General features: G+C 69.5%; 21 protein-coding genes. 13 read left to right on the top strand and 8 right to left on the bottom strand.

Going from position 1 to position 24,361, the window contains the following annotated elements; all coding sequences use genetic code 11:
- The first annotated feature begins 154 nt into the window (after positions 1–154).
- From DFJ64_RS14605 to DFJ64_RS14565, 9 genes are all read left to right on the top strand, one after another.
- Complete coding sequence (locus tag DFJ64_RS14605) at positions 155–1,975, top strand: DUF5941 domain-containing protein (protein WP_115850957.1); 1,821 nt, start codon at positions 155–157, stop codon at positions 1,973–1,975.
- Entirely contained in the window at positions 1,972–2,844 is an 873-nt protein-coding gene (locus tag DFJ64_RS14600; protein ID WP_115850956.1) for a phosphocholine cytidylyltransferase family protein, read from the top strand. Before DFJ64_RS14605 ends, DFJ64_RS14600 begins: the two co-directional genes overlap by 4 nt.
- Positions 2,832–3,905 carry an iron-containing alcohol dehydrogenase family protein gene (locus tag DFJ64_RS14595; RefSeq protein ID WP_115850955.1) on the top strand — a complete coding sequence of 358 codons (1,074 nt, stop codon included), beginning with the start codon at positions 2,832–2,834 and terminating at the stop codon, positions 3,903–3,905. The genes DFJ64_RS14600 and DFJ64_RS14595 overlap by 13 nt, the downstream gene beginning before the upstream one ends.
- An 84-nt stretch (positions 3,906–3,989) precedes the next feature.
- The gene (locus DFJ64_RS14590) at positions 3,990–4,757 is read left to right on the top strand and encodes a CDP-alcohol phosphatidyltransferase family protein (protein WP_115850954.1); all 768 of its coding nucleotides are present in this window, start codon (positions 3,990–3,992) and stop codon (positions 4,755–4,757) included.
- Entirely contained in the window at positions 4,754–5,707 is a 954-nt protein-coding gene (locus tag DFJ64_RS14585; RefSeq protein ID WP_245941139.1) for a glycosyltransferase family 2 protein, read from the top strand. Before DFJ64_RS14590 ends, DFJ64_RS14585 begins: the two co-directional genes overlap by 4 nt.
- A gap of 88 nt (positions 5,708–5,795) precedes the next feature.
- Positions 5,796–6,674: an ABC transporter permease gene (locus DFJ64_RS14580; protein ID WP_115850953.1), complete on the top strand. Its 879-nt coding sequence runs from the start codon at positions 5,796–5,798 to the stop codon at positions 6,672–6,674.
- Positions 6,667–7,533 (top strand): ABC transporter ATP-binding protein, encoded by an 867-nt coding sequence (locus tag DFJ64_RS14575; protein WP_245941138.1) that lies wholly within the window; start codon positions 6,667–6,669, stop codon positions 7,531–7,533. The genes DFJ64_RS14580 and DFJ64_RS14575 overlap by 8 nt, the downstream gene beginning before the upstream one ends.
- Before the next feature lie 139 nt (positions 7,534–7,672).
- Positions 7,673–8,539: an ABC transporter permease gene (locus tag DFJ64_RS14570; protein WP_115850951.1), complete on the top strand. Its 867-nt coding sequence runs from the start codon at positions 7,673–7,675 to the stop codon at positions 8,537–8,539.
- The gene (locus DFJ64_RS14565; protein WP_245941137.1) at positions 8,532–9,407 is read left to right on the top strand and encodes an ABC transporter ATP-binding protein; all 876 of its coding nucleotides are present in this window, start codon (positions 8,532–8,534) and stop codon (positions 9,405–9,407) included. Before DFJ64_RS14570 ends, DFJ64_RS14565 begins: the two co-directional genes overlap by 8 nt.
- A 6-nt stretch (positions 9,408–9,413) precedes the next feature.
- On the opposite strand, the gene DFJ64_RS14560 is transcribed toward DFJ64_RS14565, so the two are convergent.
- Positions 9,414–10,463 carry a glycosyltransferase family 2 protein gene (locus DFJ64_RS14560; protein ID WP_281268508.1) on the bottom strand — a complete coding sequence of 350 codons (1,050 nt, stop codon included), beginning with the start codon at positions 10,461–10,463 and terminating at the stop codon, positions 9,414–9,416.
- Positions 10,464–10,581: 118 nt separating this feature from the next.
- On the bottom strand, positions 10,582–12,012 hold the full coding sequence (locus DFJ64_RS14555; RefSeq protein ID WP_245941136.1) for an LCP family protein: 1,431 nt from the start codon (positions 12,010–12,012) through the stop codon (positions 10,582–10,584).
- Positions 12,013–12,280: 268 nt separating this feature from the next.
- Between DFJ64_RS14555 and DFJ64_RS14550 the strand changes: the two genes are divergently transcribed.
- A complete protein-coding gene (locus DFJ64_RS14550) occupies positions 12,281–13,756 on the top strand; it encodes an LCP family protein (protein ID WP_115850949.1) in 1,476 nt (491 codons plus the stop codon).
- A 595-nt stretch (positions 13,757–14,351) separates the two neighbouring features.
- Here the strand turns inward: DFJ64_RS14550 and DFJ64_RS14545 are convergent.
- Positions 14,352–15,515, bottom strand: coding sequence for an acyl-CoA dehydrogenase family protein (locus DFJ64_RS14545; RefSeq protein ID WP_115850948.1), 1,164 nt, complete (start codon positions 15,513–15,515; stop codon positions 14,352–14,354).
- A gap of 362 nt (positions 15,516–15,877) precedes the next feature.
- Here DFJ64_RS14545 and DFJ64_RS14540 point away from each other — a divergent pair, with 362 nt between their 5' ends.
- The gene (locus DFJ64_RS14540) at positions 15,878–17,197 is read left to right on the top strand and encodes a UDP-glucose dehydrogenase family protein (RefSeq protein ID WP_115850947.1); all 1,320 of its coding nucleotides are present in this window, start codon (positions 15,878–15,880) and stop codon (positions 17,195–17,197) included.
- Between the two features lie 36 nt (positions 17,198–17,233).
- The gene (locus DFJ64_RS14535) at positions 17,234–17,659 is read left to right on the top strand and encodes a CoA-binding protein (RefSeq protein ID WP_115850946.1); all 426 of its coding nucleotides are present in this window, start codon (positions 17,234–17,236) and stop codon (positions 17,657–17,659) included.
- Between the two features lie 16 nt (positions 17,660–17,675).
- Here the strand turns inward: DFJ64_RS14535 and purE are convergent, their stop codons facing one another.
- The 4 genes from purE to DFJ64_RS14515 all read right to left on the bottom strand — a co-directional run bounded on the left by purE (position 17,676) and on the right by DFJ64_RS14515 (position 22,311).
- Entirely contained in the window at positions 17,676–18,203 is a 528-nt protein-coding gene (purE, locus tag DFJ64_RS14530) for a 5-(carboxyamino)imidazole ribonucleotide mutase (protein ID WP_115850945.1), read from the bottom strand.
- Entirely contained in the window at positions 18,196–19,317 is a 1,122-nt protein-coding gene (locus DFJ64_RS14525; RefSeq protein ID WP_115852106.1) for a 5-(carboxyamino)imidazole ribonucleotide synthase, read from the bottom strand. Before DFJ64_RS14525 ends, purE begins: the two co-directional genes overlap by 8 nt.
- A gap of 1,514 nt (positions 19,318–20,831) precedes the next feature.
- Positions 20,832–21,242: a YbaB/EbfC family nucleoid-associated protein gene (locus tag DFJ64_RS14520; RefSeq protein ID WP_115850944.1), complete on the bottom strand. Its 411-nt coding sequence runs from the start codon at positions 21,240–21,242 to the stop codon at positions 20,832–20,834.
- A 28-nt stretch (positions 21,243–21,270) separates the two neighbouring features.
- Positions 21,271–22,311, bottom strand: coding sequence for a WXG100 family type VII secretion target (locus DFJ64_RS14515; RefSeq protein ID WP_115850943.1), 1,041 nt, complete (start codon positions 22,309–22,311; stop codon positions 21,271–21,273).
- A gap of 263 nt (positions 22,312–22,574) precedes the next feature.
- Between DFJ64_RS14515 and DFJ64_RS14510 the strand changes: the two genes are divergently transcribed.
- Positions 22,575–23,132: a hypothetical protein gene (locus tag DFJ64_RS14510; protein ID WP_115850942.1), complete on the top strand. Its 558-nt coding sequence runs from the start codon at positions 22,575–22,577 to the stop codon at positions 23,130–23,132.
- Positions 23,133–23,214: 82 nt separating this feature from the next.
- Here DFJ64_RS14510 and DFJ64_RS14505 read toward each other — a convergent pair whose 3' ends face one another.
- Positions 23,215–24,360: a sensor histidine kinase gene (locus DFJ64_RS14505; RefSeq protein ID WP_115850941.1), complete on the bottom strand. Its 1,146-nt coding sequence runs from the start codon at positions 24,358–24,360 to the stop codon at positions 23,215–23,217.
- Between the last annotated feature and the right edge of the window lies 1 nt (position 24,361).

The raw sequence follows: 24,361 nt of genomic DNA, 5'->3' as shown, positions 1-24,361 counted from the left end.
GCGAACGTCGGGGGACGCCTCGCAGCGTGATGATCACCGTGGGGTATCCCGACGTCCGGCGGGAGTTCGGCGGTGGTTCGATACAGCCACGGCTGGTGGATCACCGACGACCCGCCGGTCGCCCAGACTGAGCCGCTTTGACCAGACAGGGGTGATGGCGCTGCCTACCGCGTTCCTCGTCGGACCGGTCGCATCCGCTGAGCCGGGTGAGGAGCCCGTCGCGGGGCAGTTACGCGCGCTCGGGTACGACGTGGTCGACACCAGCACCGCGCCCGACCTGGTCACCGCGATCTCCGCCGCACCCGCCGGGCCGGTCGCCCTCGTCGACCGCCGCTACGTCGGCCACCTGCATGCCCTCCGCCGCGCGGTCTGCGACTCTCGACCCGATGCGCTCGCCGGCCCAGGCACCCTCAGGGTGGCTCATCGCGCCCGCCCTCAGCTGGTGACCGCGCTCACGAGCGTCCCCGCCGCGTCCAGCGGCGGTGGCGCCCGCCCATCAGGCGACGCGATCGACGTTGGCCAGCTCGCCGACGTCCTCGCTCGGCGGATCGACGTCACCCGCCTGGACCCCGCCCCGCTGGTCGCGGGCCTCGCCGACACCGCGGAGGAACGCGCGGCGTTGCAGGCCCGGATGGCCGCCGTCGACGAGGAGCGCGTCCGGCTCACGACCTCGGTGAAATCCGGCGACACCGCCTTCACGACCTTCGCCGTCCGTCCCTACTCCGGACATATCGCTCGGTGGCTGGCACGGCTCGGCGTCACGCCGAACCAGGTGACGGTGGCGTCCCTCCTCGTGGCGCTGGGCGCGGCGGCAAGCTGCGCCACCGGTACTCGCCTCGGCTGGGTCCTCGGCGCCCTGCTGTTCCACCTCTCCTTCGTTCTCGACTGCGTCGACGGCGACCTGGCCCGCTACACGGTCCGCTTCAGCCAGCTCGGCGCGCGCCTCGACCTCACCGCCGACCGGATCAAGGAGTACGCCCTGTTCGCCGGTCTGGCGCTGGGCGTCGCTTCGACCGACGGAGCCATCTGGTGGCTGGCTGGAGCGGCGATGGCGCTCCAGACGCTCCGCCACCACATGCACTTCGCCTGGGACGCGGTCACCGCGGGCCTCGACGAGGCGCCGCCCCTTGCCGCCCAGGTGCAGGCCCGCTTGCACGGCGGCCGGTGGAAGGTGTGGCTGCGCCGCGCCATCGTCCTTCCCCAGGGTGAACGCTCCGCGTTGATCTGCCTGCTCGTCGCGTTCACCACACCACGCACGGTCTTCGTCGTCCTGCTCGCGGTGGGAGTGCTCGCCGCGGCCTACGCCTTCCTGGGCCGGCTGCTCCGGAGCCTGCGCAGGGTCCGCAACCCGTGGAGCAAGACCGCCGGCCGCTCGTTGGGTGCGATGGTCGACGTCGGACCGGTCGGCTGGATCGTCCACAACGCGCTGCCCGGTCGCTCCCTGCCCGCGCCCTTGACGACCTTCATCGCGTTGATCGTGCTGGCGTTCTCGCTGGCGGTCGTCCCCACCGTGGGCGGGTCGTGGGTCATCGTCGGGGTGCTGTGGTACGCCCTGCTGGTCAGCTTCGCCAGTCGGCAGCCGCTCAATGGATGGGCCGACTGGGTCCTGCCGCCCTCGTTCCGCTCAGCCGAGTACACGCTCGTCCTCGCCCTGGCCGCGCTCCTGGAACCCCGCGCCCTCCCGGTGGCGTTCCTCTACGTCGCCGTGTGCGCGTTCCACCACTACGACGCCGTCTACCGGCTCCGGGCCGACGGTGAGGTCCCGCCGCGCTGGCTCGTCATCGCCACCGGTGGCCACGACGGTCGCATGCTGGTCGTCGCCCTCCTGGCGCTGCTTGGGGACAGCGCGTTCTACCTCGGCTTGATCGTCCTCACCGCCGTGCTCGCCGTGCTCTTCGTCGGGGAGAGCGTCCACGCGACGCTCCAGGCGGCGCGTGTGGCGGAGGGCCGGACAGCTCAGGGAGCCGCGGGATGATCGGGCTGGTACTCGCAGCGGGTACCGGTCGTCGGCTGCGCCCGTACACCGACACCCTCCCCAAGGCGCTGGTTCCGCTGCCAGCCCACGGCGACGGTGAGCCCCTCACACCGCTCGACGTCATCCTCGCCAACTTCGCCGCCAGCGGCGTCACTGACGTCGCCGTCGTCGTCGGCTACGCCGCGGACGCGGTGCGGTCGCGGCGACGCAGACTGGAGCGCAGGCACGGCGTCACTCTCGACCTCATCCCGAACGACCGCGCCCTGACGTGGAACAACTGCTACTCGCTGTGGTGCGCCCGGGACCACCTGTACCGAGAGGACGTGTTGCTGGCCAACGGCGATACGGTCCACCCGGTCTCCGTCGAACGCCTCCTCCTCGGTGACGACCCGCCCGTCCTGGCCGACGATTCGCCCACCCTGGAGCACACCCCGGGCCGGTCCTCGCCCCTGCTCCTCGCCGTCGACACGGTCAAGAGCCTCGGGGCCGAGGAGATGAAGCTGGCCTGGACCGAGGACGAGGGCGTCACCCGCATCAGCAAGAGCCTGGACCCGGAGAAGGCCTACGGCGAGTACATCGGCGTCGCGCTGGTGCCCGCCAGCGTCGGCCCGGCGCTCGTCGAAGCACTCGAGGTGACCTGGCGGCGGGACCCCCACCTCTACTACGAGGACGCTTTCCAGGAGCTCATCGACCGAGAGGCGGCATGGATCGACGTTCGCCCGATCGGCGACGTGCCGTGGATCGAGATCGACGACCACGCCGACCTGGCCCGGGCCGCGGAGGTGATGGCCGCCCTCATCGGGCACCGAGCATCCGTCCGAGCGGGGATCGCCTCACGCGCGAGTGAGGAGCCAGGATGCCGCTCCTAGCTCGGATGATCACCACGCCGGTGGTGGTCGACATCCGCGAGAACGCGCTGGCCGGTCTTCGTGACCTCCTGGCCGACCAGCGGATCTCCACCGGCGGTCGCGTGGCGCTCGCCGTCGGGCCCAGGTCCGGCGCGCGCATCGCCGCCGACCTCGCCCCGTCCCTGCGCGACGCCGACGTCTACATCGTCGAGAGCGGCACGGTGGACGCCGCCCTGACGTTGGCCGCGCAGGCGCGTGGTACCTCCTACGACGCGATCGTCGGGATCGGCGGCGGCAGGGTCCTCGACGTCACCAAGTTCGCGGCGGCCCGGCTGGGGCTGCCCATGGTGGCGGTGGCGACCAACCTCGCCCATGACGGGATCGGCTCGCCGGTCAGCATCCTCGACAACGACGCCGGGCGCGGCTCCTACGGCGTCCCGGCCCCGATCGCCGTGGTCGTCGACCTCACCGTGATCCGTCGCGCCCCGGCGCGCTCGATCCGCGCGGGCATCGGCGAGGTGGTCTCCAACCTGTCCGCCATCGCCGACTGGGAGCTCGCCCGCGACCTGCGCGGGGAGGCGTACGACGGGCTCGCGGTCACCCTGGCTCGCACCGCCGCCGAGGCGGTCCTCCACCACCCCGGATCCGTCGACGACGACGGCTTCCTTCGCGTCCTGGCCGAGGGGTTGGTGCTCTCCGGCATCGCCATGGTGGTCGCCGGCACCTCCCGGCCCTGCAGCGGCGCCTGTCACGAGATCTCCCACGCCCTGGACCTGCTCTACGCCGGGCGGGCCGGCTACCACGGCGAACAGGTGGGCGTCGGTGCGGCGTTCGCCTCGACACTGTGGGACGATCCGGAGAGCCGGGAGCGAGGACGCCGTATCGCGGAGTGCCTCGCGCGGCACGGGCTTCCCGTGGCGCCGGAGCACCTGGGCTTCACCCTCGAGGAGTTCGCGGCCGCGGTCGTCCGGGCGCCCGAGACCCGACCCGGCCGCTTCACCATCCTGGAGCATCGTGACCTGGACAAGGACGCGGTGATGGAAGCCGTGCGAAGCTACGCCCGCAACATCGGCGCCGGTTGACGGCGTCGAGTGGACTCCTCCAGGAGGACGTGTGCGTCACGCAGCAGACCAGGCACGGGGAGTAAGGAGACCCGGAACCCATTCATGAGTACGCTGCCGTCCATCGCCGAGCTGCGCGCGAAGGTTCATCCGCCCGGCCTGCTCGAGCGACGTAGTGGGGAGCACTGGGCCGGCCGGCTCTACATGCGGCGCCTCTCGCCGTACGCCACGCGCGTCTTCCTCGCGCTCGGGCTCTCCCCCAACCAGCTCACGGGCTTGATGATCCTGGCCGGGCTGGCCGCCGGCGTCGCTCTGCTGTGGCCCGGCTTGCCAGGGGCGATCCTGGCGGCGCTGCTCGTCCAGCTCTACCTGCTCCTCGACTGCAGTGACGGTGAGCTCGCCCGCTGGACCGGACAGACCAGCGTGACGGGCGTCTACCTGGACCGGGTGGGCCACTACTTCAGCGAGGCCGCGCTGCTGGTCGGCCTCGGATTCCGTGCCGCCAGCGGAGAGCCGACCGGGTACGCCGTCCTCGGACTGGCCGCCGCCCTGGGCGCGATCCTCATCAAGGCCGAGACCGATCTCGTCGACGTCGCCAGGGCGCGGTCCGGTCGCGCTGCCGTCACCGAGGAGGACGCCGAGCCACGGGCCCCGACGCTCGCCCGTCTACGCCGGATCGGCCTGGTTCTGCGCTTCTACCGGCTGATCCTGGCGATCGAGCTGTCCCTCGTGGTGGTCGCGGCGGCGGTCGTCGACGCCTTCCGCGGGGACCTGGCGGCCACCCGTGTCCTGGTGGTCGCCACCGCCGTGGTCGCCGGCGTCCAGGTCGTCCTCCACCTGGTCAGTGTCCTTGCCTCGAGGCGGCTGGCTTGAGTGAGGCGACGGGCGTGGGTGAGACGGAGGCCAGTGTGAGTGACGAGGTGACCGGCTTGCGGGACCAGGCCGCCAGCACGTCGGCGGCCACCCTCCGACTGGGCTGTGTCCTGCTCACCATGGGCGACCGGGACCAGGAGCTGGCCCGCGCGATCCGAAGCGTGCAGGACCAGGCGGGCGACCCCATCGAGGTCGTCGTGGTCGCCAACGGCGTCCCGGCGCCGACGGTGCCCCCGGACGTCAAGGTCATCGAGCTCCCGTCCAACGTCGGGATCCCCGCCGGACGCAACGCCGGCATGCGTGCCCTGGACTGCGACGTCATCCTGTTCGTCGACGACGACGGCTGGCTCCCCCTCCCGACGACGGCCGAGCGAATTCGGGAGCTCTTCTCGGCCGACCCTCGGCTCGGCGTGGTCTCCTTCCGCATCGCCGACCCGGAGACCGGCAGTACCCAGCGCCGCCACGTGCCTCGCATCCGCGTCGGAGACCCCAAGACCTCGTCGGAGGCGACGACCTTCCTCGGCGGCGCCGCGGCGATCCGTCGCGCGGTCTTCGACGACGTGGGCGAGTTCCCGGACGAGTTCTTCTACGCCCACGAGGAAACGGACCTCGCCTGGCGCGCCCTCGACGCGGGCTGGCGCATCAGATACGACGCCGCCTGCGTCCTCGCCCACCCCGCGACCTCGCCCACCCGACACCCCACGTACTTCCGGTTGAACGCCCGTAACCGTGTGTGGCTGGCGAAGCGCAACCTTCCGGTCGCCATCGCCGTGCCCTATCTGCTGACCTGGATCGTGCTGACCGTCGCCCGAGTCCGTACGCTCAACGGGTTGGCCGCATGGTGGCGAGGGTTCCTCGAGGGACTCCGCACCCCGTGCGGCCGGCGCCAGCCCATCGCCTGGCGGACGGTCTGGCGCATGACTCGTCTAGGAAGGCCTCCGGTCGTATGACAACGATGCTCGCGTGGCACCGAGCCGGGACGCCGACGGACGTCCCGACCCTCGGCATGCCGGAACGTTCCCGCCAAGGAGCTGCCAGGTGAGCGCAGAGACCGCCCACCGCTCTGAGCCGCTCTCCGCGGCGGAGCTGGCGGCCCGCTACGGTCTGCGGCCGAGCTCGGCGCGGCCCCCGCTGGCGACGTATGTGCGTCAGCTGTGGCAGCGGCGGCACTTCATCGTGGCGTTCGCCACCTCACGGACCGTCTCGCAGTACTCCGGCGCGCGGCTGGGACAGCTGTGGCAGGTGCTGACCCCGCTGCTCAACGCGGCCGTCTACTACCTGCTCTTCGGCGTCCTCCTCGGCACCCGCCGCAACATCGACAACTTCACCGCCTTCCTCGTCACCGGCGTCTTCCTGTTCACCTTCAGCCAGCGGTCCGTCACCGCCGGCGCGCGGGCGATCTCCGGGAACCTCCGGCTCATCCGGGCGCTGCACTTCCCACGAGCGGCGTTGCCGATCTCGTCCACCCTGGTCGAGCTGCAGCAGATGCTGATCTCGGTCTGCGTGCTGGGCCTCATCGTGCTGCTCACCGGCGAGCCGCTCACCTGGCGGTGGCTGCTCGTGATCCCGGTGCTCACTCTCCAGACCCTCTTCAACCTCGGGATCAGCCTGGCCATCGCCCGGGTCGGCGCGAAGATCCCCGACATCACCCAGCTGCTGCCGTTCGTGACCCGCACCTGGCTCTACATGTCGGGTGTGTTCTTCTCGATCTACGACCGGGTGCCGGCGGGACCCATCCGGGAGGCGATGCTGGCCAACCCCGCCGCCGTCTACATCGAGCTCACCCGAGGGCTGTTGCTCGAGGGGCACTACGTGCCCTCCCACACGTGGGTGCTGGGTGTCGCCTGGGCCTTGGTGACCCTCGTCGGGGGGTTCTTGTTCTTCTGGGCGGCTGAGGAAAGGTACGGCCGTGGCTGAGACCACCGAGATCGCCGAGATCACCGAGAACCAGGACGTGAAGAGCACGGCGGCCTCGGAGGCGCCGCCGACGGTGATCGTGGACGATTTGCACATCGTCTACCGGGTGTACGGCGCCGGCGGGACCAGGGGCAACGCCCCCGCAGCGTTCCGACGCATCCTGAAACGGCAAAAGTCGCCGAACGTCCGCGAAGTCCACGCCATCCGCGGCATCTCCTTCACCGCCCACCGCGGCGAATCCATCGGCCTCATCGGCCGCAACGGCTCCGGCAAGTCCACCCTGCTCCGCGCCATCGCCGGCCTCCTACCCCCCACCCGCGGCGCCGTCTACACCGACGGCCAACCCACCCTCCTCGGCGTCAACGCCGCCCTCATGAGCGACCTCACCGGCGAACGCAACATCATCCTCGGCTGCCTCGCCATGGGCATGACCCCCGCCCAAGCCCGCGAACACTACGACGACATCGTCGAATTCTCCGGCCTCGGCGACTTCATCGACCTGCCCATGCGCACCTACTCCTCCGGCATGGCCCAACGCCTCCGCTTCGCCATCGCCGCCGTCAAAAGCCACGACGTCCTCATGATCGACGAAGCACTCGCCACCGGAGACGCCGAATTCCGCCGCCGCAGCGAAGAACGCATCCGCCAACTCCGCGAAGAAGCCGGCACCGTCTTCCTCGTCAGCCACAGCCTCGACGTCGTCACCCAAACCTGCACCCGCGCCATCTGGCTCGACAAAGGCATCATCAAAATGGACGGTGACGCCGACACCGTCGTCAAGGCCTACACCAAAGCCATCCAGGCCGCGGGTGCCCGACGAGCGAACCGCCGTCGACGCCAGCCCACGGCGAGTGAGTAGGCGCCGACCTCACCGCGGCCTTCTCGCCCGGGCAGGTTGCGCTGCGTATCGATCACGGCACGGTTGACGCAAAGCCGAACCCGCTGGACGGTTTGTCGTACGCTCCTCGCATGAGCTGGGTGCCCCGCGGAGGTCGTCGGTGAGCACGGCCACCGGTGCGGCCACCCTCTCGGAGCTGGCGGCCCGCTACGGTCTGCGGCCGAGCTCGGCGCGGCCCCCGCTGGCGACGTATGTGCGCAAGCTGTGGCAGCGGCGGCACTTCATCGTGGCGTTCGCCACGTCCCGCACGGTGTCGATGTACTCCGGCGCGCGGCTGGGACAGCTGTGGCAGGTGCTGACCCCGCTGCTCAACGCGGCCGTCTACTACGTGGTGTTCGGCATCCTGTTCGACACCCAGCGAGGCATCGAGAACTTCGAGGCGTTCCTCGTCACCGGCGTGTTCGTCTTCACGTTCACCCAGCGCTCGGTGACCGCGGGAGCACGGGCGATCTCGGGGAACTTGTCACTCATCCGCGCCCTGCACTTCCCGCGGGCGTCGCTGCCCCTGGCGTCGACGATCGTCGAGCTGCAGCAGCTGCTCGTGTCGATGGCCGTGTTGTGCGTCATCGTGCTGCTCACCGGGGAGCCGCTCACCCCGCGATGGCTGCTGGTCGTGCCCGCGCTGGCCCTGCAGACGATGTTCAACACCGGTCTGGCGCTCGCGATCGCCCGCGTCGGCGCCCGGATCCCGGACGTCACCCAGCTGCTGCCGTTCGTGACCCGCACCTGGCTCTACCTGTCCGGCGTCCTCTACTCCATCCCGGACCGACTCGCCCCCGGTCCGCTGCGAGACCTGATGCTGGCCAACCCCGCCGCCGTCTACATCGAGCTGGTCCGTGACGGGCTCATGGCCACCCACGACACGCCCACGAACACGTGGTACCTGGCGGTGGCGTGGGCGGTGGCGGCGTTGCTCGGGGGCTTCGTGTTCTTCTGGGCGGCTGAGGAAAGGTACGGCCGTGGCTGACCAAGACCGCGCGCAAGCCGCGAACACCCGCGCCGAGGCGGACTCGCGGGTGAACGGGCAAGGGGGTGGCGCGTCCTCCCCCACCGCGGCTCACGACCGACCCAGTGAACGCGCCTCGGAGGCGCCGCCGACGGTGATCGTGGACGATTTGCACATCGTCTACCGGGTGTACGGCGCCGGCGGGACCAGGGGCAACGCCCCCGCAGCGTTCCGACGCATCCTGAAACGGCAAAAGTCGCCGAACGTCCGCGAAGTCCACGCCATCCGCGGCATCTCCTTCACCGCCCACCGCGGCGAATCCATCGGCCTCATCGGCCGCAACGGCTCCGGCAAGTCCACCCTGCTCCGCGCCATCGCCGGCCTCCTACCCCCCACCCGCGGCGCCGTCTACACCGACGGCCAACCCACCCTCCTCGGCGTCAACGCCGCCCTCATGAGCGACCTCACCGGCGAACGCAACATCATCCTCGGCTGCCTCGCCATGGGCATGACCCCCGCCCAAGCCCGCGAACACTACGACGACATCGTCGAATTCTCCGGCCTCGGCGACTTCATCGACCTGCCCATGCGCACCTACTCCTCCGGCATGGCCCAACGCCTCCGCTTCGCCATCGCCGCCGTCAAAAGCCACGACGTCCTCATGATCGACGAAGCACTCGCCACCGGAGACGCCGAATTCCGCCGCCGCAGCGAAGAACGCATCCGCCAACTCCGCGAAGAAGCCGGCACCGTCTTCCTCGTCAGCCACAGCCTCGACGTCGTCACCCAAACCTGCACCCGCGCCATCTGGCTCGACAAAGGCATCATCAAAATGGACGGTGACGCCGACACCGTCGTCAAGGCCTACACCAAGGCCACCGCGCGCTGAGGTCGGTCACGCCTGGCGCGCCATGGCGCGTGAGCCCGCCGACCGCGCCAACGACGCCGGGCTGAGCAAGAAGCCGGCGCCCCAGCTCATGTGCATGGTCGCCACGACCACCGGCAGCCACAGCCACGCCCGCCAGGACAGCCCGCGGCCGACGACGAGCGAGCCGGCGAGAACGCCGAGCGCGTACGTACCCGGGACCGCGAAACCAGCGAGGAGCAGCGGCTGCCCTGCCACGAGACCCGCCAAACCGAGGACCAGACCAGCGGCACAGGCCACCGTCGCGGCGGGCGCGGCCAGGTAGCGCGGACTGAACGTGCCCTTGTGCAGTCGGCCGATCACCCGGCGCCAGCGACCGGTGAGGTAGAACTGCCGGGCCAGCTCCGGCAGCGTGGACCGAGGACGGTACGTCACCTGCAGCTCGGGGGTGAACCACACCGTTCCGCCCGCGGCGCGGATGCGGTAGTTGAGCTCCCAGTCTTGAGCCCGCACGAACGTCTCATCGAAGCCGCCCAACGCCTCGAGGGTCTTGCGGCGGAAGACACCGAGGTACACCGAGTCGACGGGACCGGCCTCGCCACCCACGTGGAAGCGGCCGCCTCCCAGGCCGAGTGGACTGCGGTAGGCGCGCGCGACCGCCTCCTCGAAGGGCGTCTCGCCCTCGGCCGCCATGATCCCGCCGACGTTGTCGGCGCCCGTGGCGTCGAGCACCTCCACCGCCCGCCGGATGTAGCCGGGCGAGAGGATGCCGTGACCGTCCACGCGGACGATGATGTCGTGCTTGGCTTCCCTGATCGCGGCGTTCAACCCGCTCGGCGTGATACCGGCGGGGTTCGGGATCAGGCGGACGCGCGGGTCGCTCGCCACGATCTCGCGCGCGATCTCCTCCGTACGGTCCTCCGACGGCCCGACCGCGAGAACGAGCTCCAGAGGGCCCGGATAGTCCTGGGCGAGCACCTGGCTCACCGCGGCGCGCAGGTGACGCTCCTCGTTGCGGACCGGCATCACCACCGAGACCGGCGGCCAGGCCTCCTCGCCAGCCTCGGATGGCTTGTTCACCACGTCATCCCTCCGCTGAGGTCGCTGCCTCGGCTTCCATGGCAGCCCAACCTACCGACCTCCATCGCGCCCAGGAGCGGGGACCGATCCGGCCGTCGCAACCGATCCTGGACACCACTCAGTCGCGGCTCACCGCGCAGGCGCTCCCGAGCGTGTCGATCCCGTCCCGCTCGCCGCTCTCGCCGGATGCGGGGGTGCCGGCGCCGGTGCTCTTCGCTGGATCCGCGGAGCTGCCGGAGGTCGACGAACCTCCACTCGCCGTCGTCCCGGTCGAGGGCGTCTCGGACTCATCCGGTGTCGTCGCGACCTCAATGGCCTCCCGCACCTTCTCCTTGATCAGGTCGAAGTCCGGCCGCGCCGGCTTGATCAGCGGGGGCACGAACTGGACGGAGACGATGGGATGATTCCTCGCCTTCAACGCCAAGTCCACGAACGCGCCGAGCTTGCTCGCGGGGATGTCGGTCGAGACGATGCGTTGTCCCGCGCCCGCGATCTGGCGGAACTTCAACGCGACGGTGGCCGGGTCCAACTGGTCGAGCATGGCCCCGAGGACGCAGCGCTGCCGGGCCATGCGGTCGTAGTCGCTGGTGCCGGCTCGCGAGCGGGCAAACCACAGGGCCGTGTAGCCGTCCATGTGCTGGCGACCGGCCTTGATCGTCCCCCGGTGCACCCCACCTGGGCCGGTGATCGGAACGTCCCGTCCGACGTCGATGGTGATGCCGCCCACGGCGTCCACGAGCTCCTCGAAGCCCGCCATGTCGATGAGCGCGTAGTAGTGGACGGTGAGCCCGGTCAGACCCCGGATGGCGTCCTTGGTCGCCTCGATCCCGGGGTCGTCGACCCCGGGGAAGAGCTCCTTGTGGTCGGTGGCCCAGGTGTAGATGGAGTTCAGCAGGCAGTCGTCACCGCAGCTGAAGCCGTCGGGAAACTGTCGGTGCATCACCGTGCCCGCCGGGAACCTCACCCGCTGAAGGTTGCGTGGGAAGCTGAACATCGCCGTCCGCCCGGAGGTCTCCTCGACCGAGACCAGCGTGATGCTGTCCGGTCGTAGGCCCACGCGACCCGGACCCGCGTCCGCCCCGAGCAGCAGGATGTTGTAGCGGCCGGCGTAGGGGTCCTTCGGCTCCGTGCCGGCGAAGATCGTCGACAACGACTGGCGCGCCACCGTGACGTAGTGCGAGGAGGTCAGGACGGCACTCATCGCGACCGTGGCGAGCACGACCGTGACGATCGTCGACACCAGTCGCTGTCGTTGTCGCAACGCCAACGGCACCCCGAGCCGCCAGGCGTCGATGAACAACGCCACCCACGCCACGGCGAGGACGATCAAGGTCGCGTGAACGACTCTGAGCACGGCCGGGTTGGCGAGCAGACCGACGAGCGTGCCCGGCGACACCAGACCGAGCAGGGCCAACGTCACGGCCAGCCCGACGACACCGCCCGCGACCTTGAGCGCGACGCGACCGACTCCGCGGTGACCGACGAGAAGCTGGGCGGAGCCGGGTGCGACCAGGGTCAGCAGCAGCAACGTGACCGCGCGCCGAAACATCCGGCGCTCCGATCGCTGGAGGCTCGGCCGGCGCGGCTGTGCCCCTCGTCCACGCTGCGTTCCCTGTCCCCGTGGCGCGCGCGTCATAGCCGGAATACCAACACATCGGGCGCGATCCTCCGGCCATGCCACGCCGGGGCCGCTCGATGTCACCCTGCCCGCTAGCCTCCTCCTACGCCCGCCCGTGAGCGGTCGTCCAGGGTGCGGACGGCGCACGCTCGGCGGGCGGCCGCCACAGGATCTCGACGCGAGCCTGTACCGTGCCGACATGCCGAACCGCGGCTATCCCCACGACCCTGACGGCTCCCCGCACCGGGGAGACGACCAGTCGTACGAGTGGCTGTACGGCGAGGTTGACCAGCCTCGCCGGCCATCCGGTCGCCGCGCCCGCCAGGCGTACAGCCCGGACGAGGAGGCCACGCGCGCTCTCCCGACCGTGGGCGGCTCGCCGTACGGGCACGGTCCCGCTGGTGCGACGCGGGGCCACTACGCGGCTGGCGACCGGTACGCCGCCACGGACTGGGATGACGGATACGCTTCGCGGTCGTATGGCAACACCCCGTACACGTCCACCCGTGACCCGTACGCTCGGGGCTCGTACCGCGACCCCTACGCCAGCCGTCACGACCCCTACGCGGGCGACGACGACCCGTACGGACGGACCTACCCGCACGACACCGTCCGCCTCCGTGACGGTGCGGGCGCCCCGACACGGCCGAGCGGCCCCCGCTCACCGGTGCGCCCCAGCCGACCGGCGCCTCGACTCCCCCGCCGTCGGCGCGGCATCCCGTGGTTCCGGGTCTTGACCCTCCTGGTGCTGACCTACCTCGTGGTGCTCGTGGCCGTCCCCATCCTCGCGTGGAACCGGGTGGACAAGGTTCCGTTCGCACCGACGGGCGACCGCCCAGCCGACAGCTCCGGAACCAACTACCTCCTGGTCGGGTCCGACAGTCGGGAGGGCCTCACACCTGAGGAACGCGTCCGCCTCGGCACCGGTAGCGCCGGCGGCCGACGGACCGACACGATCATGCTGCTGCACGTGCCGAGCTTCGGCGGGCCGCCGGTCCTGATCTCGATCCCCCGGGACTCCTACGTCCCCATCCCAGGTCGTGGGCGAAACAAGATCAACGCGGCCTTCGCCTACGGCGGCCCCCAGCTCCTGACCGAGACGGTGGAGAACGTCACCGGCCTCCGGGTCGACGGCTACATCGAGATCGGCTTCGGCGGCTTCGTCGAGGTCGTCGACAGCCTGGGCGGCGTCGAGATGTGCCTGCCCAAGCCGGTCAAGGACGAGAAGGCCCACATCGACCTCCCCGCCGGCTGCCAGGACCTCGACGGCCCGAACGCGCTGGGGTACGTCCGCGCCCGCTACTTCGACCCGAAGGGTGACCTCGGCCGGGTGGAACGGCAGCGGCAGTTCCTGTCGGCGGTCATGGCGAAGACGCTCAGCCCGTCCACGATCCTCAACCCGATTCGCTACACGAGCGTCGGCCTGGCGACGGGCGACGCGCTCACCGTCGGCGAGGACACCGGGATCGTCGACGCCGCGCGATTCGCTCTCGCGATGCGCACGATCTCCTCCGGCAAGGGGGTCACGCTCACCGTGCCCATCGAGAACCCGGCCTACCGAACACCGGTCGGGAGCGCGGTCAAGTGGGACTCGAGCAAGGCCCTGGCGCTGTTCCGCGCGCTGCGGGACGGCAACCCAGTTCCCCCGAGCCTCCTGCCCGAGGACGACCAGTAGGCCGCCAGCGCGGCGTCACTCATCCGACGGCGATCTTCTCCCGCCACCGGTCCCCGGCGAAGCGGGCGCAGCAAGGGGACGTCGCTGAGCTGAGCGAGGATGAGCGCGCCGAGCTCAGCGGACCACGCCGGGTACAGCCAGAACGAGAGCTTCGGAGGCGCGACACCGTCCACGAACCGGAACCCCAGGAACTCGCGCCCCTTGCTGTCGACCGCGACACCGATCGCCGCGATGTCCTGCCACGCCCAGGTGACGCGTCGCCGGCCGACCATCGCCGTGACGCCTCTCTCGTCGAACCGGTAGGCAGCGGGCCGCGCGAAGAGGAGCGCGAGGCAGAGGAAGACCAGCACTGCGAGCAACGCCAGGCCGCCGAACCCGATCGGGTTCGGAAGCAGTGCGACGAACAGTGCGGACAACATCGCGAGAAGGGCAGCCACGACGAGCCCGGAGACCCTTTATCGCGCACCAACCAGCTTGATCAGCCTCGGCTCCACGCCCGCATCCTGGCACGAGGACTCCCCAACCGCGCGCTCTCCACAGGCGCGGTCGTCGATGGAGATCAGGGGAACAACCTCGCGTGACCCCGAGCGTGACGTCATCCGAGGAGGTGGCGCGCCATCACCAATCGCTGGATTTGGTTGGTGCCCTCGTAGATTTGGGTGATCTTGGCGTCGCGCATCATCCGCTCGACCGGGTAGTCGCGCGTATACCCGTACCCGCCGAGCAGCTGCACGGCGTTGGTGGTGATCTCCATGGCGACGTCGGAGGCGTAGCACTTCGCGGCGGCACCGAAGAACGTCAGGTCCGGATCGGAGCGTTCGCTACGGGCCGCGGCCGCGTAGGTGAGCTGACGCGCGGCCTCCAGGCGCATCGCCATGTCGGCGAGCATGAAGCGCACAGCTTGGAAGTCGGCGATCGGCTGCCCGAACTGTCGGCGCTCCTTGACGTAGGCCGTGGCGTAGTCAAGAGCTCCTTGCGCGACGCCCACGGCCTGGGCGGCGATCGTCACCCGCGTGTGGTCGAGCGTGCGCATCGCCAGCTTGAAGCCTTCGCCCTCGGCTCCGACCAGACGGTCCGCCGGGAGACGGACGTTGTCGAAGTACACCTCACGCGTGGGAGAGCCGCGGATGCCCAGCTTCTTCTCCGGCTTGCCGAAGCTGACTCCCGGGTCGGACTTCTCCACCACGAACGCCGAGATCGGTCGGCGGGACGACGACTCGGCGGCCGGCTCGCCGGTGGCGGCGAACACCAGGTAGTAGTCGGAGACGCCGGCGTTGGTGATCCACCGTTTGACGCCGTTGAGCACCCACCCGTCGCCGTCCCGAACGGCCCGGGTGCGGAGCGCCGCCGCGTCACTGCCCGCCTCCGGCTCGGACAGGCAGTACGAGAACATCGCCTCGCCACGCGCGACCGGTGGAAGGTAGCGGCGCTTCTGCTCCTCCGACCCGGCCAGCAGCAGCGGCATCGTGCCGAGCTTGTTGACCGCCGGGATCAGCGAGCTCGACACGCACACCCGGGCGATCTCTTCGATGACGATGGCGGTGGCGAGCGCGTCCGCCCCCACACCCTCGTAGGCCTCGGGGATGTGCGGAGCGTGGAAGTCCGCGGCGCGCAACGCGTCGTACGACTCCTGGGGGAAGATCTCCCGCTCGTCGACCTCGGCGGCGTGAGGCGCCACCTTGTCGCGGCAGACCGCCCGACACGCCTCCCGGATCGCTTCGTGCTCCTCACTGGGCGCGAACAGTGGGATGTCGCTCACGACCGCCTCCTTCGGGTCGCGCTGGCGCCGGGCTAGCTCGGCGGGCGGCTCGTCCCCCGAGATTCGTGGGACACCACCGGCTGACGTCAGCGATACTACTGTCAGGTAACTTACGGATGCGAGCTGTGCCTGGCTCTCGTCGAAGGTGTACCTCGATGGCCATTCGGTCACAACACGTGGGCCGACGCGCCACCCCTCTTCCTCACCGCGCCAGCGAGGCGGCCTCGCCGGACCTGTGCGGTACTCTGCGGCTCGCGGGGTAGCGCGCCGGTTTGACCCGCTGTGCACCCACAAGTGAAGACTCCTGGGCGGGCGATGCCATCCCTGGCGCGCGCCCGCGACAACGCTGGAGGCCTGAGCCCGTGACGTACCGCATCACCGTCATCGGAACCGGTTACCTCGGAGCCACCCACGCCGCCTGTCTGGCGGAGCTGGGCTACGAGGTCCTGGGGATGGACGTCGACCCGGCCAAGGTCGCCGCGCTCTCCGAAGGACGCGTGCCGTTCTTCGAGCCGGAGCTCGAGCCGCTGCTGCGCAAGAACGTCGAGTCCGGTCGCCTGCGCTTCACCACCTCCTACGACGAGGTCGCCGAGTTCGGCGACGTCCACCTCATCTGCGTGGGCACGCCCCAGCGTGACGGTGAGTACGCGGCGGACACCTCGTACGTCGAGGCCGCGATCGAGGAGCTCGTTCCGCGCATCCGCAAGCCGGCGCTCATCGTGGGCGAGTCGACCGTGCCCGTCGGCACGGCCAGCCGGCTCGCCGACCGCATCGCGGAGCTCGCTGCCGACCCTTCGCAGGTCGAGCTCGCCTGGAGCCCGGAGTTCACCCGAGAGGGGTTCGCGGTCGAGGAGTTCATGCGCCCGGCGCGGCTGGTGTTCGGGGTGCGCAGCGAGCGGGCTGAGAAGATCCTCCGGGAGATCTTCGCGCCCATCATCGAGAGGGGCACACCCGTCGTCGTGTGCGACTACGCCACCGCGGAGCTGGTGAAGACGGCGGCCAACTCCTTCCTCGCGACCAAGATCTCCTACATCAACACGATGGCCGAGCTGTGCGACGCCACAGGCGCCGACGTCACGCTCCTGGCCGACGCCCTGGGCTACGACGACCGGATCGGGCGCAAGTTCCTCGACGCCGGCCTCGGCTACGGTGGCGGCTGCCTGCCCAAGGACCTGCGTGGCTTCATGGCGCGGGCGGGCGAGCTGGGCGTGGAAGAGGCGCTGACCTTCCTGCGCGAGGTCGACGCGATCAACATGCGCCGACGTCAGCGGGTCGTCGACGTGGCTGGCGAGCTGCTCGGCAACCAGTGGATCGGTAAGCGGGTCGCCGTGCTGGGCGCGGCGTTCAAACCCAACACCGACGACATCCGTGACTCGCCCGCGCTCAACGTCGCCGGTCGCATCCACCTGCACGGAGCGCTGGTGAGCGTCTACGACCCGAAGGCCAACGAGAACGCTCGTCGCGTCTTCCCCACGCTCCGCTACGCCGACTCGGTCATGGACGCCTGTCGGGGCGCTCACCTCGTGCTGCACCTGACGGCGTGGCAGGAGTTCCGGGAGCTCGACCCGGCGGTGCTCGGCGAGGTGGTCGCCGAGCGGCAGGTGCTCGACGCCCAGAACTGCCTCGACCGCGACACCTGGCGGGCGGCGGGCTGGACCTACCGTGGCCTCGGCCGCCGCTGAGTGGGCAAGGGCGACGGCGCGAGGCATGATCGGGGTATGAGCCAGCCGTGGGCGGACCCCCGCGTCATCCGATCCATCCTGGCCGACTGCCAGACCTGGGCGGTCGTCGGCCTGTCCACCAACACTGACCGCGCCGCCTATCGGGTCGCGCGCTTCCTGCAGGAGCGCGGTAAGCGGATCGTGCCGGTTCACCCACGCGCGGAGACCGTCCACGGCGAGCGGGGATACGCCAGCCTTTCGGAGATCCCGTTCCCCGTCGACTGCGTCGACGTCTTCGTCCGGTCCGAGCTGGCGGGCGCGATCGCGGACGAAGCGGTGGCGATCGGGGCGAAGGCGGTCTGGTTCCAGCTCGGCGTGGTGGATGAGGACGCCTTCCACCGGACCACGCGCGCGGGCCTCGCGATGGTCATGGACCGCTGCCCCGCCATCGAGTGGCCACGCCACGGCCCGTCCACCGACTGAGCGGGTGGGCCGTCCCTCAGCCGAAACCGGCGGTCCGGCGTCGCCGCCGCAGCGCCTCCCCCTTTGCGCGCGCCTGCTCGGTGAGGTCGCGCTGGAAGCTCTCCATGCGCTCCCGGAGAGCCGGGTCGGAGGCGGCGAGGATCCGGACGGCCAGCAAGCCGGCATTGCGGGCATTGCCCACCGCGACCGTGGCGACCGGTACCCCCGCGGGCATCTGGACGATCGACAGCAACGAGTCGAGGCCGTCGAGGTGGCGCAGCGGGACCGGTACCCCGATCACTGGCAAGGGGGTGACGCTGGCGAGCATGCCGGGCAGGTGGGCGGCGCCACCGGCGCCGGCGATGATCACCCGAAGCCCTCGGGCAGCGGCGGTTTCGCCGTACTCGAGCATCTCCCGCGCCATGCGGTGCGCGGACACCACGCCCACCTCGTAGGGGACGTCGAACTCCTCCAGCGCCTGCGCGGCGGCCTCCATGGTCGGCCAGTCGGAGTCGGATCCCATCACGACCCCGACGACGGGGGTGGCGGACGAGGCGTCACTCATCGATCTCTCCCGTGAGGTAGGCGGCGGCGTGGCGGGCGCGCTCACGTACGTCGTCGAGGTCGTCGCCGTACGCCGTCACGTGGCCCACCTTGCGCCCGGGCCGGACTTCCTTGCCGTACAGGTGGACGCGCATCGCCGGGTCCCTGGCCTGACAGTGCAGGAGCCCATAGTGCATGTTCGGGTAGTCGCCGCCGAGCACGTTCACCATGACCGTCCACGGTGCGCGCGGCCGGGGCGAGCCGAGCGGAAGGTCGAGGATCGCGCGCAGGTGGTTCTCGAACTGGCTGGTGACCGCGCCGTCGATGGTCCAGTGGCCGGTGTTGTGCGGCCGCATCGCCAGCTCGTTGACCAAGACGCGCCCGTCCTGGGTCTCGAAGAGCTCGACCGCGAGGATGCCGAACACGTTCAGCTCGCCGGCGATCCTGAGCGCGATGCCCTGCGCGTCGAGTGCCCGGTCCTCCGGGAGACCAGGCGCCGGGGCGACGACCTCGTGGCAGATGCCGTCCCGCTGGACGGACTCGACGACCGGGTACGCGATCGCCTGACCGGACGGCGAACGCGCGACGACGGCGGACAGCTCGCGGACGAAGTCGACGCGTTCCTCCGCGAGGAGGGGCACGTCGGCGGACAGCAGCCGGCCCACGTCCTCGCCGTCGAGGTCGTCCACGACCCAGACGCCCTTGCCGTCGTAGCCGCCACGGGTCGCCTTGAGGACGAGTGGCAGCCCCAGCTCGCGCGCTGCCGCCGCGAGGTCGTCCACGCCGGCGACGAGCCGATACCTCGGACACGGGATGCCGAGCGCGGTGAGCCGCTCCCGCATCACCGCCTTGTCCTGGGCGTGGACGAGCGCGTCCGCACCTGGGCGGCAGACGACGCCATCCTTCTCCAACCGCACCAGGTGGTCGGTCGGCACGTGCTCGTGGTCGAAGGTGACCACGTCGCAGCCGGCCGCGAAAGCCCGCAGCGTGTCGAGATCGCGATAGTCGCCGACGGTGACGTCGCGCGCCACCCGCGCCGCCGACACCTCAGGCCCCTCGGCGAGCACACGAAACTGGACGCCGAGGGCGATTCCGGCCTGATGGGTCATCCGAGCCAGCTGGCCGCCACCGACCATGCCAACCGTGGGAACGCCGACGAGCTTCGACACGCGTCGGAGGCTAACCGATCGCCTCACAGAGCTTCGAGGCACGTCGGACGTTCCCGTCACGACTCCCGCCGCCCCGACGAAACCTCGTGGAAGGACACGGGCCGATCTTGGCTCCTACTATGGCAGCCATGGCGACTCCAGCCGAAGACCCGGAGGGACCCGCCGTGGCCGACTCTCCACGGAGCCATCGACTCGACGTCGACTCGGTCCGAGGAGGCCGTGCCTTTCTGATCATCGGGCTCATGGTCGGTCCGTACGCAACGATCACGGGGGTGTGGGAGCTCCTCCGGGGCATCCGCACTCCATTGGGCGCACACTTGGTGGGGAACCTCCTTTGGATGGGGGTATTCGGCTTAGCCAGCCTCTTCCTGGGGCTACGTTTCCTCCTCTTCGTCCCCACCGCTGGAGCACAACTGCGAATCGACTCCGATGGGCTGATTGTCACTCTCCGACGCGGCTCCGTCATCACCATTCCATGGAACGCGGTTGGCAGCTGGGGGCTCGCGCCGAGACTCTGGGGACGAGCGAACTCTCTTGTCTTGTGACCATCGAAGGACGCCACCCGGGAACTCCAACAAAGAGCCCAGAAACTCTGGAGCAGGAAGCTCCAAGGCTGGGTCCTCGAGACGCTGTGGCCTAATGCCGCCCTTATCGCCGATCTCGAGAGACTCGCACCCTGCCCCAGACGAGACAGCCCATCCAGACCGAGAGCGTCGATACCCCAGCGGGGCAGGGCACGGCACTCAATCGGTGGCGGAGCGGCTTCACCACCGGGGTCGGATCCGTGGGAATGCCGTCAGCTGACAACCCACCATGACGTTCGGGCCGCCAGCTCACACTAGGACTTCGGGAGAGGTGTTGTTCGATCAAAGCCTTAGCATGGCGACTATGGCAAGACCAGCTGACGACGTAGATGGACCTACCATGGCCGACGCTCCACGGACCCACAAGCTCGATGTCGACTCGCTCAACGGTGGTCGCGTTTTCCTACTGCTTGGACTGCTCTTTGGCCCCATTGGAACGATCACAGGTATTCAGGCCTTCTCGGAAGGAGTAGATCCTGCGGCCGCTCGCCCTGCGGCGAGATTCCTCCTCATGGGCGTCACCGGCCTTCTGTGCATCCCGATTGGCGTTTGGGCACTACGCCTACCCACCGCGGGAGCGAGCGTGCGCATTGACTCCGAGGGCCTGGCATTCACCCTCCGACGTGCAAAGGCCATCTCCATCCCATGGAGTGCCGTCGGCAGCTGGGGGCTCGCCCCGCGCCTCTGGCGATTGACGAACTCTCTCGTCCTATGGCCATCACCCGATGCTTCCCCAGAGGTTTGCCACGCCGCCAGAAAGCTTTGGAACAAGAAGTACCAAGGCTGGGTCGTGGAAGCGATCGACCCAGGACCGCAGCTAGTCGCCGACCTCGAGGCACTGGCACCACCGCCACGGCGAGACCTCCGCCGCCAGAAGAGGCGGCACTGACCGACCGATCAGGAGAAGCCTCGACGAAGCGACTCGACAATCGAGTTGATCTGCTGCTCCGAGCGGCTTTGCGCCTCCGCAAGCGCAGCGGGATCAGCCAGCTCGGCGATCGAGGCACCGACACCAGGCAGCACGGACTCCATAGCTTCGGCCACCTTCGCCGTGACGTCCTCTGTCGCAGCGGCAACGGCCTCAACGATCGCCGCAGCCAGGTCTTCCGACGCCATCCTCATCGCGCGTGGATCAAGGGTGAGTGACTCCAACGCGCCACCTGGTCGGACCACAGCTCGCACTTTGCCGTCCGCGGTTTCGGCCTCGCCTCGAACCTCGGTGAGCTGAGTGCCCATCGCTTGAATGCGCTCCAGGCGGTCGGCCGCCTCCTTGAGGAGCCGCTCGTGATCCTCAAGATCCGCGCTCATCCTACCTCCCTTGTTACAAGCTCCTTTGCTACGAGTTCACACCGCGTACGAGGGCCTCGATCTGTTCGTTGCTCAGCGCCACCTCCTCGAAGTCAACGCCGTTCCCGGCATCGCCCTTCTCCTTCTTCGTGACAAACGTCGTCCCCACGATCCCACGAATCGCTAACAGCACAGTCTTGATCGCAGCAGCGGCATAGGCGATCCGAGTGCCCGTGTTGATCGACAGGACCGCCCCGACCGCTTCCATCGCCGCTTTCCAAAGTGGCGGACACGACAAACTCAGACACGCCATGGCGGCGAGGACGATGAGGTTCGCAACTGTCGCAACGAAGGCCATATAGCATTCCGAGTTGAGTGTGTCGTAAAGATCCTTCAGGGAGTCGGCACCCTTAGCAACGGCGTCTCGACACTCTTCGACTTCCTCGCGGAAGTTGTCCATCCACCGCGTGAACGCCTCCTGCGCTTCACTTCCGCTCCACGCTGCGTTCAGGGCGTTCATCTTGACGAGGATGTCATCATTGAACTTCTCAAGCTGGTTCGCGGCCTCCTGCCACTGGCCGTGCGCTCGGCTAAGCGCCACATCATCGGGCATGAACCCCAACCACAAGGCGGCGGCGACCCCGGCGCTGACAGCCAGGCGAGCGCATTCGACGCTGACCTTCTGAGCCAGCATCGCGAGAAGGCCCATCTTGCACCAGTAGACGACAGCTGCCTCAAAGATGATTTTGGCGTTCGTCGCGGTTACCTTGATCTCCGGCAAGTCGACCTTCTCTGGAAGAAGGAGGTTCGCCTGCTCGGCGTTTCGGTAGTTGGCCGCTACCCGGTTGAGTCCGGCGAGAACCGCATGCATGTTCTCCGTGCCGGTACGAAGGTTCTTTGCCAGGAACTCTCGTGAGTCGTCGTACGTTCCCTTGACGATCGGCAAGCAGATCAACCCGAACGCGAGCGGATGCAGCTCGGCCGCCTCGATGAGCCCCTTGGCCCTGGCTATACAGATGTAGGGAGAGTCCTCACCTTCCGCTAGCCCTTTGAGGCCTCGACCGAACGCCTCGGGATCGAACTCGACCATCACGTCCCCCTTGTTGATCTCTACGAGAGGACAAGGATAGGGGCATTCAACAGAGTCTCGGGCCCAGCGTCAGCAGACGGCCTGGAACCTGTGGATAACCTCGGAAGCTCCTCGGACCGGCGGCAGAAGGGTGGACGATGCAGCTGCCACGGCCACGCGATCACGCGCCGCGACTGCCACGCAGGAGAGCCTCCGAGTGACGCGACAGCCGATCTTGGGCCCTTACCATGGCTACCAGGCACCGACCAGGAAAGGGCTCGACCATGGCCGACTCTGCACGGACTCACCGGCTCGACGCGGGTCAGCTCTCGGCGGGGATCTTCTTTCTGGTCCTCGGCCTGGCCTATGGTCCAGCAGCGACGATCGGCGCTGGCCGAGCCCTCTTCTTCGAGGACCTCGCCCCATTGGCAGTGCGTCCTGCCACGAAGCTTTTCCTCCAGGGCTTGGTTGGTCTGGTGCTCATCCCGCTTGGGATCTACGCGCTCTCCTTCCCGACCGTCGGAGGACGAGTCCGCATCGACACCGAAGGACTCCACGTCACCCTCCGCTTCGGCCGAGCCTTCTCGATCCCGTGGACGGCCGTCGGGAGCTGGGGGCTCGTGCCCAAGCCTCCGTTTCCCTCCCACTCTCTCGTCCTGTGGCCGTCGGAGGACGCCGCCCCCGACATCCACCGAGCCGCGCACAAGATCTGGAGCAAGAAGCACCGAGGCTGGGTGCTGCAGGCACTCGACCCAGCGGCCGACCTGATCGCTGACCTCGAGGCCTTTGCCCCATGCCCTAGGCGAGACGTCCCCCGGAAGCGCGGCGTCCGAGGGCGCTGACGCCTATCCGGGGCGCTGACGGGGCCACGGTGCCTCGTTTGCTGGCGCTACGACTCGTGAGGGCGCCGAGGAGCCGGCGGTCTCACTTCCTCCCGCGCCGGCCGAGCCCCAAGGCGGTGCGGCCGGACGAACCCCGGCCTGAGCGACCGGAGGCGGCGCGGGCGTCCGCCGTCCCTGAGCCGGTGCCGTCCGATCCGGCCGAAGCGCCCGAGGCCGCTCCACGCTCGCCCTCGAGCTGGCGGGCGTCCTCCACCCGTGGCAGGAAGACCGCGAATGTCGCCGGCCGGCGCGAGATCAGCTCCAGCCGGCCGCCGCCCGCCTCGGCGAGGTCGCGAGCGAGGGCCAAGCCGAGTCCCGTACCACTGCGACCGCTGACAGCCCGCTCGAAGACCCGTGCCCCCAGCTCCTCGGGAATGCCCGGACCCTCGTCGGAGACCTCGATCACCACAGACCCGCCGGGCGGCGTGCCCGTGGTGCGACGACGGATGAGCACGGTACCGCCGCCGTGGTGCAGGGCGTTCTCGAGCAGGGTCGCCAGCACGTGCCCGAGCATCCCAGGGGTCGCCGCGACCGTGAGCCCAGCCTCGCCGGTGACGGTGACCCGCCGGTTGGCGCCGTCGAACGCCGGACGCCACTCAGCGATCTGCTGGCGGATGACCTGGTCGACGTCCACGAGCGTCAGCCGTGCCACGTGCTTGTCCCGGGTGCGTGTCAGGAGCCGATCCACCACGTGGGACAGGCGTTCGACCTGGCTGAGCGCGATCGCCGCCTCCTCCCGAACCACACACGGGTCCCGGGTGGAGAGGATCTCCTCCAGCCGCATCGACAGCGCCGTCAGCGGCGACCGCAGCTGGTGGGACGCGTCCTGGGAGAGCTGGCGCTCGGCGGCGAGCGCCTCCTTGATCCGGCCGGCGCTCGTGTCGAGCGCCTCGGCGACCCGGTCCAGCTCGGGGATGCCGTACCGCTGGCGGTGTGGTCGAGGGTCGCCTGACCCGAGGCGCTCGGCCGCGGCGGCGAGCTCGACCAGCGGGCGAGACAGTCGGCGCGCCTGCCACACGCCGATCGCCACTGCGACCAACGTCGCCACGACGCCGAACCCCAGAAGGGCGAGCGTCTCGGTCCACGCGCTCCCGACGTAGCGCCACCGGAAGATGACGACCGGCAGGACGAACAGCGTGGCCGTCACCAGGGCGATGACCACAGTCGTGACGACGAGTCGACGGCGCATG

Source organism: Thermasporomyces composti, from assembly GCF_003386795.1.
Taxonomy (GTDB): domain Bacteria; phylum Actinomycetota; class Actinomycetes; order Propionibacteriales; family Actinopolymorphaceae; genus Thermasporomyces; species Thermasporomyces composti.
Note: the sequence above shows the minus strand (reverse complement) of the source record. Positions and strands in the feature narration are given on the sequence as shown.